Annotated in this window: 16 protein-coding genes; 7 read left to right on the forward strand and 9 right to left on the reverse strand. The window is 36.6% G+C overall.

All coding sequences use genetic code 11. From position 1 onward, the window contains the following. Positions 1-61: 61 nt before the first annotated feature. The gene (locus tag ABD909_RS00575) at positions 62-1690 is read left to right on the forward strand and encodes an acyl-CoA dehydrogenase family protein (RefSeq protein ID WP_345096001.1); all 1629 of its coding nucleotides are present in this window, start codon (positions 62-64) and stop codon (positions 1688-1690) included. On the opposite strand, the gene ruvX is transcribed toward ABD909_RS00575, so the two are convergent. After that, a complete protein-coding gene (gene ruvX, locus ABD909_RS00580; protein WP_345096002.1) occupies positions 1675-2154 on the reverse strand; it encodes a Holliday junction resolvase RuvX in 480 nt (159 codons plus the stop codon). The two genes, ABD909_RS00575 and ruvX, sit on opposite strands and share 16 nt — an antisense overlap. Positions 2155-2287: 133 nt before the next feature. Here ruvX and gatC point away from each other — a divergent pair, with 133 nt between their 5' ends. Both gatC and gatA read left to right on the forward strand, forming a co-directional pair. Beyond that, on the forward strand, positions 2288-2575 hold the full coding sequence (gene gatC, locus ABD909_RS00585) for an Asp-tRNA(Asn)/Glu-tRNA(Gln) amidotransferase subunit GatC (RefSeq protein WP_345096003.1): 288 nt from the start codon (positions 2288-2290) through the stop codon (positions 2573-2575). A 32-nt stretch (positions 2576-2607) separates the two neighbouring features. Further along, the gene (gene gatA / locus ABD909_RS00590; protein WP_345096004.1) at positions 2608-4092 is read left to right on the forward strand and encodes an Asp-tRNA(Asn)/Glu-tRNA(Gln) amidotransferase subunit GatA; all 1485 of its coding nucleotides are present in this window, start codon (positions 2608-2610) and stop codon (positions 4090-4092) included. 76 nt (positions 4093-4168) lie between these two features. Here the strand turns inward: gatA and ABD909_RS00595 are convergent, their stop codons facing one another. The 5 genes from ABD909_RS00595 to ABD909_RS00615 form a co-directional block, all read right to left on the reverse strand. After that, the gene (locus ABD909_RS00595) at positions 4169-4879 is read right to left on the reverse strand and encodes an ABC transporter ATP-binding protein (RefSeq protein WP_345096005.1); all 711 of its coding nucleotides are present in this window, start codon (positions 4877-4879) and stop codon (positions 4169-4171) included. Further along, positions 4866-5648, reverse strand: a complete 783-nt coding sequence (locus ABD909_RS00600; RefSeq protein WP_345096006.1) for an ABC transporter ATP-binding protein — start codon at positions 5646-5648, stop codon at positions 4866-4868. Before ABD909_RS00600 ends, ABD909_RS00595 begins: the two co-directional genes overlap by 14 nt. After that, positions 5645-6703 carry a branched-chain amino acid ABC transporter permease gene (locus ABD909_RS00605; protein WP_345096008.1) on the reverse strand — a complete coding sequence of 353 codons (1059 nt, stop codon included), beginning with the start codon at positions 6701-6703 and terminating at the stop codon, positions 5645-5647. The genes ABD909_RS00600 and ABD909_RS00605 overlap by 4 nt, the downstream gene beginning before the upstream one ends. Then, positions 6703-7779, reverse strand: a complete 1077-nt coding sequence (locus ABD909_RS00610) for a branched-chain amino acid ABC transporter permease (protein WP_345096009.1) — start codon at positions 7777-7779, stop codon at positions 6703-6705. The genes ABD909_RS00605 and ABD909_RS00610 overlap by 1 nt, the downstream gene beginning before the upstream one ends. Positions 7780-7896: 117 nt before the next feature. After that, positions 7897-9030 carry an ABC transporter substrate-binding protein gene (locus ABD909_RS00615; RefSeq protein ID WP_345096010.1) on the reverse strand — a complete coding sequence of 378 codons (1134 nt, stop codon included), beginning with the start codon at positions 9028-9030 and terminating at the stop codon, positions 7897-7899. Positions 9031-9341: 311 nt separating this feature from the next. On the opposite strand from ABD909_RS00615, the gene ABD909_RS00620 reads away from it, so the two are divergent. From ABD909_RS00620 to ABD909_RS00635, 4 genes are all read left to right on the forward strand, one after another. Then, positions 9342-9917: a cold-shock protein gene (locus ABD909_RS00620; RefSeq protein WP_345096082.1), complete on the forward strand. Its 576-nt coding sequence runs from the start codon at positions 9342-9344 to the stop codon at positions 9915-9917. 224 nt (positions 9918-10141) lie between these two features. Beyond that, positions 10142-10660, forward strand: coding sequence for a DUF192 domain-containing protein (locus ABD909_RS00625; protein ID WP_345096011.1), 519 nt, complete (start codon positions 10142-10144; stop codon positions 10658-10660). Then, positions 10657-11442: an alpha/beta fold hydrolase gene (locus ABD909_RS00630; protein WP_345096012.1), complete on the forward strand. Its 786-nt coding sequence runs from the start codon at positions 10657-10659 to the stop codon at positions 11440-11442. The genes ABD909_RS00625 and ABD909_RS00630 overlap by 4 nt, the downstream gene beginning before the upstream one ends. A 596-nt stretch (positions 11443-12038) precedes the next feature. Next, positions 12039-12245 carry a DUF3126 family protein gene (locus tag ABD909_RS00635; RefSeq protein WP_345096013.1) on the forward strand — a complete coding sequence of 69 codons (207 nt, stop codon included), beginning with the start codon at positions 12039-12041 and terminating at the stop codon, positions 12243-12245. 52 nt (positions 12246-12297) lie between these two features. Here ABD909_RS00635 and radC read toward each other — a convergent pair whose 3' ends face one another. The 3 genes from radC to sfsA are packed head-to-tail and all read right to left on the reverse strand — an operon-like array spanning position 12298 to position 14664. After that, positions 12298-13107, reverse strand: coding sequence for a RadC family protein (gene radC, locus ABD909_RS00640; RefSeq protein WP_345096014.1), 810 nt, complete (start codon positions 13105-13107; stop codon positions 12298-12300). 17 nt (positions 13108-13124) lie between these two features. Continuing rightward, complete coding sequence (map, locus tag ABD909_RS00645; protein ID WP_345096015.1) at positions 13125-13955, reverse strand: type I methionyl aminopeptidase; 831 nt, start codon at positions 13953-13955, stop codon at positions 13125-13127. Further along, positions 13948-14664: a DNA/RNA nuclease SfsA gene (sfsA, locus tag ABD909_RS00650; RefSeq protein ID WP_345096016.1), complete on the reverse strand. Its 717-nt coding sequence runs from the start codon at positions 14662-14664 to the stop codon at positions 13948-13950. The genes map and sfsA overlap by 8 nt, the downstream gene beginning before the upstream one ends. Positions 14665-14798: the final 134 nt, after the last annotated feature.

A 14798-nucleotide genomic window follows, 5' to 3' on the forward strand; every position in this document is an offset into this window, starting at 1 on the left:
TTTTAACTGCAAGAAGACAAATAGTCTATGATGTGAATGATTTGAATAATGGAATAAGCTTATGAATGCTGTGTCTGTGCAAAATACCCGTCGAAAAAATGCGTTTCTCAGTGATACGCTGATGTTTCGTATTGCTTCTACTTTGCCTAAATTTTTATTAGCAAGTTTTGAAGAAATAGGAGATTTTGTGGCAAGCCATGAAGCATGGGAATTTTCCTGTTTAGCGAATCGTTATCGACCAGTCTTGCGCTATAATGATGAATGGGGACAGCAGGCGGAAAAGCTAGAGATACATTCTTCTTATCAGGCTCTTCAACAATATTCTAGACAAGTAGGTTTGGTCACTTCGCTTTGGGAAAACTCTACCTCAGAAAGTAGGGTACGCTATCAAGCGCGTGCTATTCGCTTAGCTCTATCTGCTGGATTGGAAACAGGACATTTAAATGAGGTTATTATAACAAGTGCGGCTATTGCAGTCTTCATTAGTGATATTGAGCTTTTCAGAAAATGGCAAAATGTACTCTTATCACGCCAATATGATCTATCCTCAAAGCCTATTCACAGCAAAAAAGCAGCTTCACTTACTTGTGCTTTTGATGATGTTAAACAAGGAGAAAAATACGCTTTTAATTTCCCTAGTGTTAAGAAAATTTCTTTTGATGAAAAAATGGGGCGTGATCTTTATCGTTTAAATATTGTAAAAACCAATGTTATTAATCCTGTAGCGGATGGATATCTTGTGAGTGCTGAATTAGATGGCTACTTGAGTTGCTTTTTAATCCCACGTATACAAGAAAATGGTGCATTAAATGGCTCCATTAAAATTCGTCATTTGTTGCAACGTTCCGGAGAATTTGTAACGCCAGAAGGTGTGGTTGATTTTCAAGGGAGTTATTGTTGGCTGTTAGGAAATATTGGAGATGGACCTAAAGTCATAAAAGATATAGAAACGATGATGCGTTTTGATCAATCTGTTGTATCGGCAGGTGTTTTGCGGGCTGCACTTCAATTTGGCATAGATTTTTTTCGGCAAAAAAGACTAGATCAGCCTTTGCCACCACTAACAGAACGCATTTTTGCAGATATTGCTCTGGATATAGCTGCAGCACAAGCATTGGTTTTACGTTTAGCACGAGCCTTTGACAATGCAGCAAATGATCGCTCTGAAGCTGCTTTTGCAAGAATTATGACTCCTATTATTACTTATCATGTAAGCCAATTAGTCGTGCCTATTATTGGCGAAATTATTGCACAGCTTGGAATTGAGAGCTTTATAGAGGACAATCCATTGTCACAAATGTTGTGTAATAGTCCTGCACGAATTGTGAGAAACATTTCAGCTAATCAATTGGTTAAGGATGCAATTCTCATCGCTGAAAAAGCGCCAGGATTATTCCATAAACTGTTAGAAAAAATTGCTCTTGATATTGGGCCAGCAGGTCCACGGGCAATTGAGATCATTAAATCTGCTGTTGAAATGGCCTCAGCAAATGAGGGAGCTGGGAGATTTTTTGTTGAACAAGTGGCTTATGCAGCTGCAGCTGCATCATTACGTTGTATAGATATAGAACATGTGGCAAATGCCTATATGGAAAGCCGCCTTGGTGGACAATGGAGATCTTCTTATGGGATGCTTATTGCGCGATATAATGCGGGGCATTTACTCAATGTTCTTTATCCATCTATATGATGAAGACTTTGAATTCTGTCGAGAGCACCTTGCAATATGAAAGCAGCAGCAGCCGAATCAATACGGTTTACTCTTTTAGCGCGTGATATGTCCATTTCTAAAAGAGAGCGTTCTGCGGCAATGGTTGATAAGCGTTCATCCCAAAAAATAAAAGGAATTTTTGTATGTGCTTTCATATTACTTACAAAAGTCTTGATTGCTTGAGCACGAGGACCGCTGCTTCCATCCATGTTAAGAGGTAAGCCAATGATAATTGCTCCTACATTCTCACGATCAAAAATTTTTATCAGTGTATGGGCATCTTCCATAAATTTTTTTCGCTGTAGTACAGGGCGCGGATTTGAAAAAGTTAAGCCCATATCAGAAATTGCAATTCCAATCGTTTTTGTGCCAAAATCTAAACCTGCTATTGTTTGCCCAGGTAAGAGATGTGTCATAATTTCATTAATATTAATAACAACCATGGGATTGATATTTAAGTCTTTTTAGTATTTCGTGTTCATAGTTATATTCTCTTTGCCTTATCAATATTCTTGCGCTTGCAAACGCAGCCTTGTATAGCCAATAAGTCAATATCAAAAAGCAGAAAGGTACAGTATGTCTGTTGATCAAGAAACAGTCAAGCGGGTGGCACATTTAGCGCGTATTGCTGTCCATGACGATGAAGTACAACGCATGACAAAAGAACTCAATGTCATTTTAGGTTTTGCGGAACAATTAAATGAAGTCGATGTCAGAAATGTTGAACCCTTAACATCCGTGATACCAATGACTTTACGAATGCGTGAAGATAATGTCACAGATGGTAATAAAGCAACAGATATCGTAGCAAATGCACCCGTTACGGAAGAAAATTTTTTTCTTGTCTCAAAAGTCGTTGAGTAATTTTTATATTAAAAAAAAACTTGAGAACCAATATGACCGATTTAACAATACTCACAATTGCACAAGCCCGTAATGCTCTCATAAAAAAAGAATTCACAGCAACAGAATTGACAGAATCTTATTTAAAAGCAATTGAATTGGCTAATCCAACTTTGAATGTTTATGTAGAAATAACAGCAGAACAAGCAAGAAAAATGGCTGTTGAATCAGAGAGCCGTTTGGCAAAAGGGCAGGGGGGAATTTTAGAAGGAATTCCATTAGGAATTAAAGATCTTTTTGCAACATATGGTGTTCATACGCAGGCTTGTTCCCATATTCTTGATAATTTTAAACCGCACTATGAATCAACAGTGACTGCTAATTTATGGCAAGATGGAGCCATTATGTTAGGGAAGCTGAATATGGATGAGTTTGCCATGGGCTCTTCCAATGAAACATCCTATTATGGTCCAGTTATGAGTCCATGGAGAAAAAAAGGTTCCCATGAAAAGCTTGTACCGGGTGGTTCTTCAGGCGGTTCTGCTGCCGCTGTTGCAGCAGGGCTTTGTGCTGGTGCAACAGCAACAGATACAGGCGGTTCAATACGCCAGCCTGCAGCCTTCACTGGGACGGTCGGGATTAAACCAACTTATGGACGTTGTTCACGGTGGGGGATCATAGCTTTTGCCTCATCACTTGATCAAGCAGGGCCTATTGGGCGTGATGTTCGCGATTGTGCTATTTTACTTCAATCAATGGCTTCTTTTGATGAAAAAGATTCTACTTCCGTGAATTTACCTGTTCCAGATTATGAAAATTATCTTGGTCAATCAATCAAAGGAATGAGAATTGGTATTCCTAAAGAATATCATATGGAAGGAATGTCCTCAGAAATTATTGAGCTTTGGCAAAAAGGTATGAGTTGGTTAAAAGAAGCAGGTGCTGAAATATGCGATATTTCATTACCCCATACAAAATATGCTTTGCCTGCTTATTATATTGTCGCTCCTGCAGAAGCGTCTTCTAATTTAGCGCGTTATGATGGAGTGCGTTTTGGTTTGCGCATACCAGGAAAAGATGTCATTGAAATGTATGAAAATACTCGTGCAGCGGGTTTTGGTGATGAAGTTAAACGACGTATTTTGGTTGGTACTTATGTGCTTTCATCGGGCTATTATGATGCCTATTATCTTAAAGCACAGAAAGTACGAACACTCGTGAAGCGTGATTTTGATGAATGTTTTGCTTCTGGCGTTGATGCTATCCTCACACCAGCAACTCCAACAGCAGCTTTCGGTATTGCTGATGAAAAAATTAAAAATGATGCTGTAGCGATGTATCTCAATGATATTTTTACTGTACCAGTTAATATGGCTGGTTTACCAAGCATTTCTGTTCCTGCTGGTCTTTCATCAAATGGTTTACCATTAGGATTACAGTTGATTGGAAAACCTTTTGCTGAAGAAATTATTTTTCAAATAGCATATGTTATAGAACAAGCAGCTGGAACATTTTTTCCTGAAAAGTGGTGGATATAATTATAAAAAAGCATTTCTCTATAATATTTAAGAGAAATGCTTTTGAAAAACCCATTGTCTTTTATACTGATAGTATTTATCCACCAAGATATGCTTCTTTAACACGCGGATCTGAAAGCATAGCTTTGCCTTCACCATGAAATAAAACATGTCCTACTTCTAGAATATAAGCGTAGTGCGCAATGGAAAGCGCTGCAAATGCATTTTGTTCAATGAGAAGAACAGTTTTTCCCATATCATTAATTTTTTGGATAATTGAAAAAAGCTCCTTTACAAGAAGTGGCGCTAACCCTAGAGAGGGTTCATCTAGTATTATCATATCTGGATTGCTCATGAGTGCACGGCCAACAGCAAGCATTTGTTGCTCACCGCCTGACATTGTTCCACCCAACTGTTTTGCTCTTTCACGCAAACGCGGGAAAAGCTCAAATATCCAATCGATATCGCGAGCAATCCCTGATTTATCATGACGGATATAAGCACCTAGATGGAGATTTTCTAAAACCGTAAAATGGGGCATAATACGTCGGCCTTCAGGACTAAGAGCAATTCCTAATCGCAAAATTTGTTCAGGTGACTTTTTAATAATTGATTCATCTTTATAAGTAATTTCTCCATAAACAGATCGATTCAGTCCTGTAATAGAGCGTACAATACTGCTTTTTCCTGCTCCATTGGCACCTATCAAAGTGACTATACTGCCTTTTTTTATAGACATAGAAAGATTTTGGATAGCTTTAATGGCACCATAATGAACGTGAAGATTTTTAATTTTAAGAATATCCATAAACATCTCCGCCAAGATAAGCTTCAATAACTTTAGGGTTGTTACGAATTTCATCCGGTGTGCCATTGGCAATACAACAGCCATGCTCCATAACCAAAATATATTGGCAAAGTCCCATAACAACTTTCATATCATGTTCAATAAGCAGAATTGTAAGATCAAAGTCTTTTTGAACTTTTGCTATGAATTTTCTAAGATCTTCACTCTCCTGTGGATTCATACCAGCAACCGGTTCATCAAGAAGAAGTAATTTAGGTTTTGTAGCTAACGCGCGCGCAATTTCTAAACGTCGTTGCACACCATAGGGCAGAGATGTTGCTGGTTGATTGGCAAGGTGATCAAGTTGGAGTTTTTCAAGAAGTTCCATTGAATTTTTATGAATTTCTTTTTTTTCTTTTATTGCTTTTGGAAAAAATAGAGCTGAAGAAAACCATGGATGCTTTTGTCTAACATGTGCTCCCACCATAACATTTTGTAAGACTGTTAATCCTGAAAAAAGGCGAATATTTTGAAATGTTCGAGCAATATGGCGTTGACAGATAATATAAGGAGGAGCTCCAGAAACCTTATGTTCATCAAAAAGAATGGTTCCACTTGTAGGTGCATAAAAGCCAGAAATCATATTAAAAACAGTTGTTTTTCCAGCGCCATTTGGACCAATTAATCCAGTAATTGTTCCTCGCTTAATTGCCATATTAACATTATTAACAGCAACTAAACCGCCAAAACGCATCACAATATCATTGAGTGAAAGGATAGTGTCGTTCATAGCTTTCCTTCAGTATTAAAGAGCTTTTTGCGTGTTAAAAAGTAATAAATTCCATTCCATGAAAATTCACGTTGTCCCAACAAACCTTTTCTCCAAAATAAGATGATAACGAGCAATAAAAGAGAAAAGATAACCATCCGGAGCCCTGGTGTCTCTGGAATATGCATAAAACCTAAGTCAAATGGACTTTCAATAATGCGAAGCCATTCAAGCATAACTGTAATAATAATGCTCCCAATAATACTTCCCGTAATTGAGCCAAGGCCACCGGCAACAACAATCATCAAAATATTAAAAGTAAGTAGAAAGTTGAACATTTTAGGATCGATTGTTGAAATAAGAGCAGCCATCAATGCTCCTCCGACACCTGCAAAAAATGCACCGACAGTAAAGGAAAAACTACGGTAAAAAAAAGCATTAATTCCCATTGTTTTTGCGGCGATTTCATCATCACGAATTGCTCGCAGTACGTTACCAGTATTGCTTCGCAGTAAAAGAGTAACAAAGAGAACTGTAAATGCTAACCAACCATAGTTCCACCATAATGTTGTCTCTTGAGGAATTCCTTTAATTCCTAAAGAGCCATTTGTTAAGGATGTCGCATTTGTAATAAAAATACGGATAATTTCTGCAAATCCTAATGTTGCAATTCCAAGATAATCACCGCCAAGACGTAAGATAGGGAGAGCAATTAATAAACCTACAACTGCAGCACACAAACCACTTACAATAACAGCGAGAAAAAAATGCAACTGCAGATGATGCAACGGCTCAGCTATAGGATCAAGAATCCACATCATTTCTTTTTGTTCAGGAGAAAGGAGTAAAATTGCGCATACATAAGCACCAATGGCCATGAAACCAGCATGTCCGAGAGAAAACATCCCCGTAAAACCGTAAATCAAATTGAGCGAAATTGCCAATATCGCATTAATAGCAATAAGATTGATGATACGAAGCGTGTAGTCATTAAAATGGTTATTAGCATAAAACAAAAAACTGATAAGAACTAAAAGACTGATACACGATAAAAAAGTTGTCGCTGATTTTGTCATCAGATTTTCTCCTGACTTTTTTTACCCATTAAGCCCGTGGGCATTATCAATAAAATCAGAATTAATAAAATAAAAGCGAAGGCATCTCGATATCCAGATAAAGCAGGGAAAAATGCAATAATCATAATTTCAATAAATCCAAGCAATAATCCACCCAACATTGCTCCTGGAATTGAACCAATACCTCCAATAACAGCGGCGATAAATGCTTTAAGCCCAGGAAGAACGCCCATATAAGGATGAATTTGAGGATAACGCAGAGACCACATAATGCCCGCGATAGCAGCAAGTGCTGAACCTATTCCAAATGTAAATGCAATGACTTTATTGACAGAAACGCCCATCAAACGTGTTGTTTCAATATCATGAGAGATTGCACGCATAGCAAGACCAGGTTTTGTTTTATGGATAATCCACAGCAGTAAAATAATAAGAATAAATGAAACAATAGGAACAATGAGAGACATGGGAGCAATTCTAATAATTTTGTCTGCTTCTGATCCTAAGTGCCATAGGAATGGTATTACAAGAAAATCTGGTTGTTTTACACCTTTTGGAACACCACTAAAGAGTACGGTTGCCAGATTTTCAATAAAAAATGAAATGCCTATTGCTCCGATAAGTGCTGAGATACGCGGAGCGTGACGCAAAGGTTTATAGGCAAATTGATCAACAGTAATGCCTACTGCACTTGTGATAAAAATTGCAAAACAAAGGGCTAAAATCCAAATTGGTGTAAAATCTTGAGAAGAAATTTTTAAATAATAAATAACCCCTAAGGCAAGAGTTAGAAAAATGGCAATCCAATAAATTGAAGGGCGTTTTTTAAATCCTATAAACACCCAATAATAAATGAGAATGGCAAGTAACAAAAGAAGAAGTGCTGCCCACGCAGGCATAAAACTAATGGTGGAAAAGAAAACGAAATATGCCCCCAACATAAAGATATCACCGTGAGCAAAATTAATGAGTCTCAATATACCATAGACCATGGTGTAACCAATAGCGATAAGCCCATAAAGAGATCCCAATGCCAGTGCATTAAAAAAATACTGGATGAACATTTCAGTGCTCATCTCTCATCCTTCCACATTTGTTCATTTATATAGGATAAAATAAGAAATTCTTCGATATTTAGTTGAGAAAAGAATCCTCAACAAATTCTTGTATTTTGATTAATAAAACGTTCACTTTTAAAAAGCAGGTTTTACCTCATCTAAATAGTTACGTTTCCCGTCCTTTATTTCAATTATACCAATAGGCATTTTAGGATTATGATTTTCATCCATAGACATATCCCCAAAAGGTGTTTTAAAATCTTTTAACTGGCTAAGTGCCATGGTGATTTTTTCACGATCAGCACTGCCAGCATTTTCAATAGCTTTCATAAACATCATATAACTCGTGTATCCCAAAACAGAATTGATATTTGGCTCTTTATCAGGGTAGGCGGCTCTCCACTCATTTGTAAATTCCTGTGCAGCAGTTGACATATTTGGCATGTTTTCACTGTAGGGTAGGGTTGTATGTAAAAAACCTTCTGCAGCTTTTCCTGCAATTGTAATAGTTTCTGGATTATCCATAGCATCTCCACCCATGATTTTAAACTTTGCACCTAATTCACGTGCTTGTTTCATGATGATAGCACCTTCAGAAAAATAGGATGGAATAAATAAGATATCAGGTTTTTGTGCTATAATCTGTGTAAGAACAGCTGAAAAATCCTGATCTCCGGAATTGTAGTTTAAATTTGAAATAACTTCACCACCCAATTTTTTGAAAGCACGCGTAAAATAACTGGCAAGACCAATTGCATAATCGTTTGATATATCTTTAAGAATAGCCGCTTTTTGGGCATGTAAAGTTTGATTTACATAAGTTGCAATGCCTATACCTTGATAGGAATCAATAAAGCAAGTGCGAAAGTAATATTTTTTACCTTGTGTAACAAGTGGGTTTGTTGAGGATGTGGCAATACTTGGAGTCTTTGCTTTTTCCGATATTTCTCCACCAGCCAACGAGAGTGAAGAGCCATAACTACCGATGATTCCATGTACTTTTTCACTGGCAGTTAAACGCATAACAGCATTCGCAGCTTCTACTTTATCAGATTTATTATCAATAATAATAAGTTCTACTTTACGCCCTAATATTTCAGGAATTTTTTTATGTGCCAACTCTATACCCTTAATTTCAAGCTGACCTCCAAATGCATTTTGACCACTTAACGGAAGGTAAACACCAATTTTGATAGGTTCACTCGCATAGACATTCGCTATAAGTGCTATGATAACAGCGAGCATAATGAGGATTCTCTTCAATTGCATTATGCACTTTCCTTAACTTGGTTATGATTTTTGTACCTTATCTTGAACTTCTTCATCATGCAAGTTACACATTAATGAAAATATCATTGTGTGAAAAACCTATTTTATATGATTTGTTGAGTGCTTATTGTAAGATATGTGGAGTATAGGTTCAAATATTTTTGTCAATATTCGTGTTGATATTAACATGAGGAGGTACGACAATATGGGGAAATCTTATCTTGGGGCTTGCGCGTTGAGGCAAGAGCAATGTTTAATTGAAGGTAGAGAATCAATATCGTAAATTTAGAGCTACAGGATCACGTTTTATTATGACAAGTAAGGATGCATCAAAAGATTATTCTCTAGCTGAGGATAGTGTAGCTGCTTGTAGTGAGATTATTGAAATTAGTGGAGTCATTAAGTGGTTTGATGGCAGTAAGGGATATGGATTTATTGTACCTGATTTACCTCATTTTCCCGATATATTGTTGCATGTTACGGTAATGCGTAGGGATGGTTTTCAAACAGCTTTGGAGGGTGCTAAAGTTATCTGTGCTGTGGAAAAAACTGAACGAGGCTTAAAGTGTGTTCAAGTAAAATCTATAGACTGTTCTTCAGCAGTTCATCCATCGGAAGTTCCGGCCCGTACGCATGTCGTTGTTACTCCAGAAAGTGGTTTGGAGCGCGCAATTGTTAAATGGTTTAATCGCGATAAGGGCTTTGGTTTTCTGAGTCGTGGGCAAGGAACAGAGGATATTTTTATTCATATGGAAACATTGCGCCGTTTCGGTCTAGCAGAGCTTCGTTCTGGGCAAGTCGTTCTTGTGCGTTTTGGTAAGAGCGAAAAGGGCTTGATGACAGCAGAAATTTATCCGGATATAGGAATTCCGTTTGCTACGCACTGAATTGCGCTTTTGTTGTCTTGTCGCTTCTTTCTCTTTAAAAGAGAGAGTTTTGTGTGGCTGTAAGCGAAAGTGGTTTAAAGTAACCTATCCAAGCGGATATTTATCTATAAAGTTGTTTATTATAAAGCAGATGTTCAATATTATATTGAAGATAATAAGAAGATAACTTTTTTATCTTTCATATAACGAAACTAAAAATTTGTCTGTCATGGAGATAAATAAAAATGTTAAGGCCTTTTAGAAGAGGGATTATCATTGTTTTGGCATTGTTTTTTATATTAGAAATAAGTGTAACCATAGCAAAGAAACCCATGGAGATCCCTGTTCATCCTGTTCCTTTAGAAATACAAACAAAGCAAGGTATGATCTCTTACAAGGTTGAAGTTGCTTTTACGTCATCTCAGGCTGCAGCCGGTTTAATGTATCGTACTGATTTTCCACGTGATCGTGCAATGCTTTTTAGAAATCAGGTAAGCAATAAAGTAAAAGATGAGCAGAAAATGTTTATGTGGATGGCAAATACACCTTTACCCTTGGATATGATTTTTTTGAATGATCAGGGAATTATCGTATCGATTGTCGAAAAGACATCACCATTTTCGACAGATATTATTTCATCGAGAGTACCTGCAGCTTTTGCAATAGAAGTTAATGCCGGTGAAGTTTATGAAAAAAAAATAAAGAAAGGACAGCGTATTCTTCATCCTGCAATTTGTGGAAAATGCGAAAGTGATACAAAATGACAGCAGAAGATATTCGTTTTTTTGAATATGATGGTTTGCGGTTTGCCTATCGAGAAGATGGGCAGGGAGAGCCTGTTTTATTGATTCATGGTTTTGGATCTTCAGCACGTGTGAATTGGTGTGCGACGGGTTGGTTTCGTACCCTTACGGAAGCTGGATATCGTGTTATTGCTCTTGATAATCGCGGACATGGAGATTCAGTGAAAAGTTATGATTCTTGCTTTTATACACCTCAAGCTATGGCTGGGGATGCAATGAGATTATTGCTGCATTTGGGCTTATCTAAAGCACATGTTATGGGATATTCCATGGGAGCCCGCATTAGCGCATTTATGGCCCTTTTATATCCAACATATGTACACAGCATTATTTTTGGTGGTTTAGGTATTGGTATGGTAACAGGAGCAGGAAATTGGGAACCTGTTGCAGAGGCACTTTTAGCAGAAGATATTTCTACCATTACCAATTCGCGTGGTTTGATGTTTCGCAAATTTGCCAATCACACTAAAAGCGATAGACGTGCTTTGGCAGCTTGCATTGTCACGTCAAAACAGGAGTTAACAGCTTCTGAAATTTACAAAATTAAACAACCTGCACTTGTTGCCGTTGGTTCATTAGATGAAATTAGTGGTGAAGCAGAACCATTAGCAGCTTTATTACCCTGTGGTGAAGCATTAACAATTCCTGGTCGAGATCATATGCTGGCTGTGGGAGATAAGGTTTATAAAAAAGGTGTTATTGATTTTCTTTCTCGTTATCCTATCGTTGAAAATTATTCATAAGTTTTAGAGCTCATAAAACATTCAATATTTCCTATCTTGGATAAGATGAAAAGCCTCTTCAAAAATTTGGTTATTGTGGTCTGAAAATTTATGAAGAGGTATAATAATAAGTTTCATAATTGTATCTGTATAGAAGTATTTTTTCTTACAGCTCGATTTTGTGTACTATATAAATAGTTAAAAATTCTTTTTTCATTATTCTATATCGAGCTATTCAGTAAATAAAGTAGAATATACAAAAGGGGAATGCCTTTATTCGATAAAATTCTACTTTTAAGAGAAAAAAATATAAGTTTTTATTCTATATTTTATCAGAATATGCTTGTAAGCGCAGATGCTGACATTGGAGATAAAATAAAAATTGTTTAAAACTTAGGTTCTGCTAACTTTTTTTTTACTTTTCAATCTATACGGTTATATTTGGCGATGATGGATCTTTTTAGTAAAGGTGCTTTATTAAATATGTTGAGATAGCGTTATTTTGGATGATAATATAAGTAAAAATTGAAACTAAGTTTACTATCTTTACAGAATCTTAGGAGTGCCTTATTGCCTTTCAGAATTTGATTTGAGAGTCTCAAAAACAGGAGAGCATAGTGAATGCTGATGAAATAAAAAAACTTGATAGTTATTTTAAAAACATATTCCAAAATTCAGCATTGCAAGTAAAAGCGCGACCTAAAAAGGATGATTCTTGTGAGCTTTATATTGGGAATGAGTTTTTAGGTATTATCTATCGAGATGAAGATGAGGATGAATTATCTTATAATTTCTCAATGGCGATATTGGATATTGATTTATGAAATTGATTCGTTGTGAGTAATTAGATATATTTTTTTTAATTTAATAAGATTTTTATATGAGTCTTAATGCTTTAAAGCTCGTATATTCGTTTCGTGCAATAATAAGGTGATCATGGATAGTGATGCCGAGTGCGTTTGCTGCATCTTTTAACATATGTGTCATTGTTATATCTGCTTTAGAAGGTTTTGCATCACCAGAAGGGTGATTATGTACTATGATAAGGCTTGATGCGGATAATTCCAAAGCGCGAGAGATAACTTCACGCGGATAGACAGGGGTGTGATCGATGGTTCCAGTTTGTTGCACTTCATCAGCAAGCAAGCCATTTTTTTTGTCAAGAAATAAAATACGAAATTGTTCGCGTGTTTCATGAGCCATAACGGCTTTACAGTAAGCTAATACTTTATCCCATGATGAGAAAATATCACGTTTAAACAACTCTGCACGAGCAAGACGTCCAGCAACATCTGAAATAATTTTTAAATCAATTGCAGTTGCTGGTCCACATCCTTGAATCTCTTGCAGTCGATGAATATCAGCACCCAATACATCTGCTAATGAACCAAAACGCGCTAGTAAGTTTTTAGCTATCGGTTTTGTATTTGCTCTGGGGATAGTGCGGAAAAGTAATAATTCAAGGTATTCATAATCTTCAATTGCATTGCCTTTGGACTTTAAATAGCGCTTACGAAGACGTTCACGATGTCCTTGGTAATGCTTAATCTGTGAATTCTTTTGCAGCCTTTTCGTTTTTATTTCTGATATTGGATTAAGTGGTGAAGTTGATGTCAATGCAAAATGATCATTTTGGATAAAGTGATCATTTTTGATATCTCCCTTTTTATTTATTTTTTTAGCCATGACATTTCTATATTTATTTACACACTTGAGCTTGGAATATAAAAAATATCTTTAGGAGATTGTGTAAAAATTTCATATCCCTCATTTGTGACACCAATTGTATGTTCGTATTGTGCGGTAAGAGAGCGATCCCGTGTAACAGCAGTCCAGCCATCAGATAAAATCTTAACCTGTGGCTTCCCAAGGTTGATCATTGGTTCAATTGTAAACATCATGCCTTTTTTTAGTTCTATTCCTTCTCCAGGATTTCCATAATGGAGAATATTGGGCGCATCATGAAAAAGCTGACCAATTCCATGTCCACAAAAATCTCTTACAATTGAGCATCGTTCAGCTTCTGCATAATGTTGAATAGCTGCACCAATATCACCTGTAGTCGCACCAGGCCTGACTACAGCAATCCCTCTCATAAGACTCTCATAAGTTACTTTTAACAGACGTTCTGCAGCACGTTTAATTTTCCCAACAGGATACATGCGACTTGAATCTCCATGCCAGCCATCGAGAATAAAGGTCACATCAACATTAACAATATCGCCTTCTTGCAAGGTTCTTTTATTGGGAACACCATGGCATACAACATGATTGATAGATGTACAGCATGAATGACCATATCCATGATAATTTAAGTCTGCAGGAAGAGCTCCTTTTTGGGCACCAAAAATAAAAACAAAGTCATCAATTTCTTGGGTTGTAACACCAGGCTTAATAACATCTGTAAGTGCATCAAGACATTCTGCAGCAATACAACCAACGTTGCGCATTTTAGCAAAAGCATACTCATCAAAAATACGGATTTGTCCATTAAATTTTAAGGGTATTTTATTATATTCAATATAGTCAGTCATTGCTTTTTCTGTTTTCTATTTTCACTTGGTGAATCGGAAAAATACCTTCTACACTTACGTGGCATTTTACGGCATAAAATTCTACCCCTGATTTTAATGCTAAATTAAATTCGCGTCCATAGGTTGGATCAAGGTCATGGCAGATTGTGAAAGATGTGCAATCCTCTCGTTGAATGATATAAAGCATGGCTGCTCGTTTTCCTTGTTGTACGATTTTTATAAGTTCTTCAAGATGACGTGCACCACGTTTTGTTATGCTATCAGGAAATTCTGCTAATCCTTTGTGGCGAATAAAATGCACATTTTTAACTTCTAAATAACAGTCGGGTAGGATGCCATCACACAGAAGAAAGTCAATCCGTGACTGCAGACCATAACATTGTTCTTTCAAAATTGTTTTATATCCACTTAACTCCGGTAGTAGTCCATTTTGAATGGCTTCTAGTGCAAGCTTGTTAGGTAAAGTTGTATTGATGCCAACCAAAGTATTATTTGCTTCAACAATTTCTAATTGATATGCGTATTTTCGTTTGGAATTGTTATGATATGAAAGCCAAATATTGGAGTTTGGCGTTGTTAAACCAAGCATTGAGCCTGTATTAGGAACAGATACGGTGAAAATATGTTGGTCGTCCCATTTAACATCCGCAAGAAAACGTTTATAACGATGGATAAGTTTTGCAGGAAAAAGTTTTGGAATAAAAAGCATATTTCTTTTTTAGAAGGCATAATTTTATAATTCAACTTAGATTATACATTGTAAGCATTATAGCATATGAAATCATGCATCGTTAATGTTAAGGTGCCTTACATAATTACTCTCAGGGCTGAAAACAAAAGTTT

This window comes from Bartonella acomydis, assembly GCF_039543025.1.
Lineage (GTDB): Bacteria > Pseudomonadota > Alphaproteobacteria > Rhizobiales > Rhizobiaceae > Bartonella > Bartonella acomydis.

Bases quoted from the DNA above. Each gene is read 5' to 3' on its own strand.
- ABD909_RS00575 (WP_345096001.1), top strand. From the start codon at position 62: ATGAATGCTGTGTCTGTGCAAAATACCCGTCGAAAAAATGCGTTTCTC.
- ruvX (WP_345096002.1), bottom strand. From the start codon at position 2,154: ATGGTTGTTATTAATATTAATGAAATTATGACACATCTCTTACCTGGG.
- gatC (WP_345096003.1), top strand. From the start codon at position 2,288: ATGTCTGTTGATCAAGAAACAGTCAAGCGGGTGGCACATTTAGCGCGT.
- gatA (WP_345096004.1), top strand. From the start codon at position 2,608: ATGACCGATTTAACAATACTCACAATTGCACAAGCCCGTAATGCTCTC.
- ABD909_RS00595 (WP_345096005.1), bottom strand. From the start codon at position 4,879: ATGGATATTCTTAAAATTAAAAATCTTCACGTTCATTATGGTGCCATT.
- ABD909_RS00600 (WP_345096006.1), bottom strand. From the start codon at position 5,648: ATGAACGACACTATCCTTTCACTCAATGATATTGTGATGCGTTTTGGC.
- ABD909_RS00605 (WP_345096008.1), bottom strand. From the start codon at position 6,703: ATGACAAAATCAGCGACAACTTTTTTATCGTGTATCAGTCTTTTAGTT.
- ABD909_RS00610 (WP_345096009.1), bottom strand. From the start codon at position 7,779: ATGAGCACTGAAATGTTCATCCAGTATTTTTTTAATGCACTGGCATTG.
- ABD909_RS00615 (WP_345096010.1), bottom strand. From the start codon at position 9,030: ATGCAATTGAAGAGAATCCTCATTATGCTCGCTGTTATCATAGCACTT.
- ABD909_RS00620 (WP_345096082.1), top strand. From the start codon at position 9,342: ATGACAAGTAAGGATGCATCAAAAGATTATTCTCTAGCTGAGGATAGT.
- ABD909_RS00625 (WP_345096011.1), top strand. From the start codon at position 10,142: ATGTTAAGGCCTTTTAGAAGAGGGATTATCATTGTTTTGGCATTGTTT.
- ABD909_RS00630 (WP_345096012.1), top strand. From the start codon at position 10,657: ATGACAGCAGAAGATATTCGTTTTTTTGAATATGATGGTTTGCGGTTT.
- radC (WP_345096014.1), bottom strand. From the start codon at position 13,107: ATGGCTAAAAAAATAAATAAAAAGGGAGATATCAAAAATGATCACTTT.
- map (WP_345096015.1), bottom strand. From the start codon at position 13,955: ATGACTGACTATATTGAATATAATAAAATACCCTTAAAATTTAATGGA.
- sfsA (WP_345096016.1), bottom strand. From the start codon at position 14,664: ATGCTTTTTATTCCAAAACTTTTTCCTGCAAAACTTATCCATCGTTAT.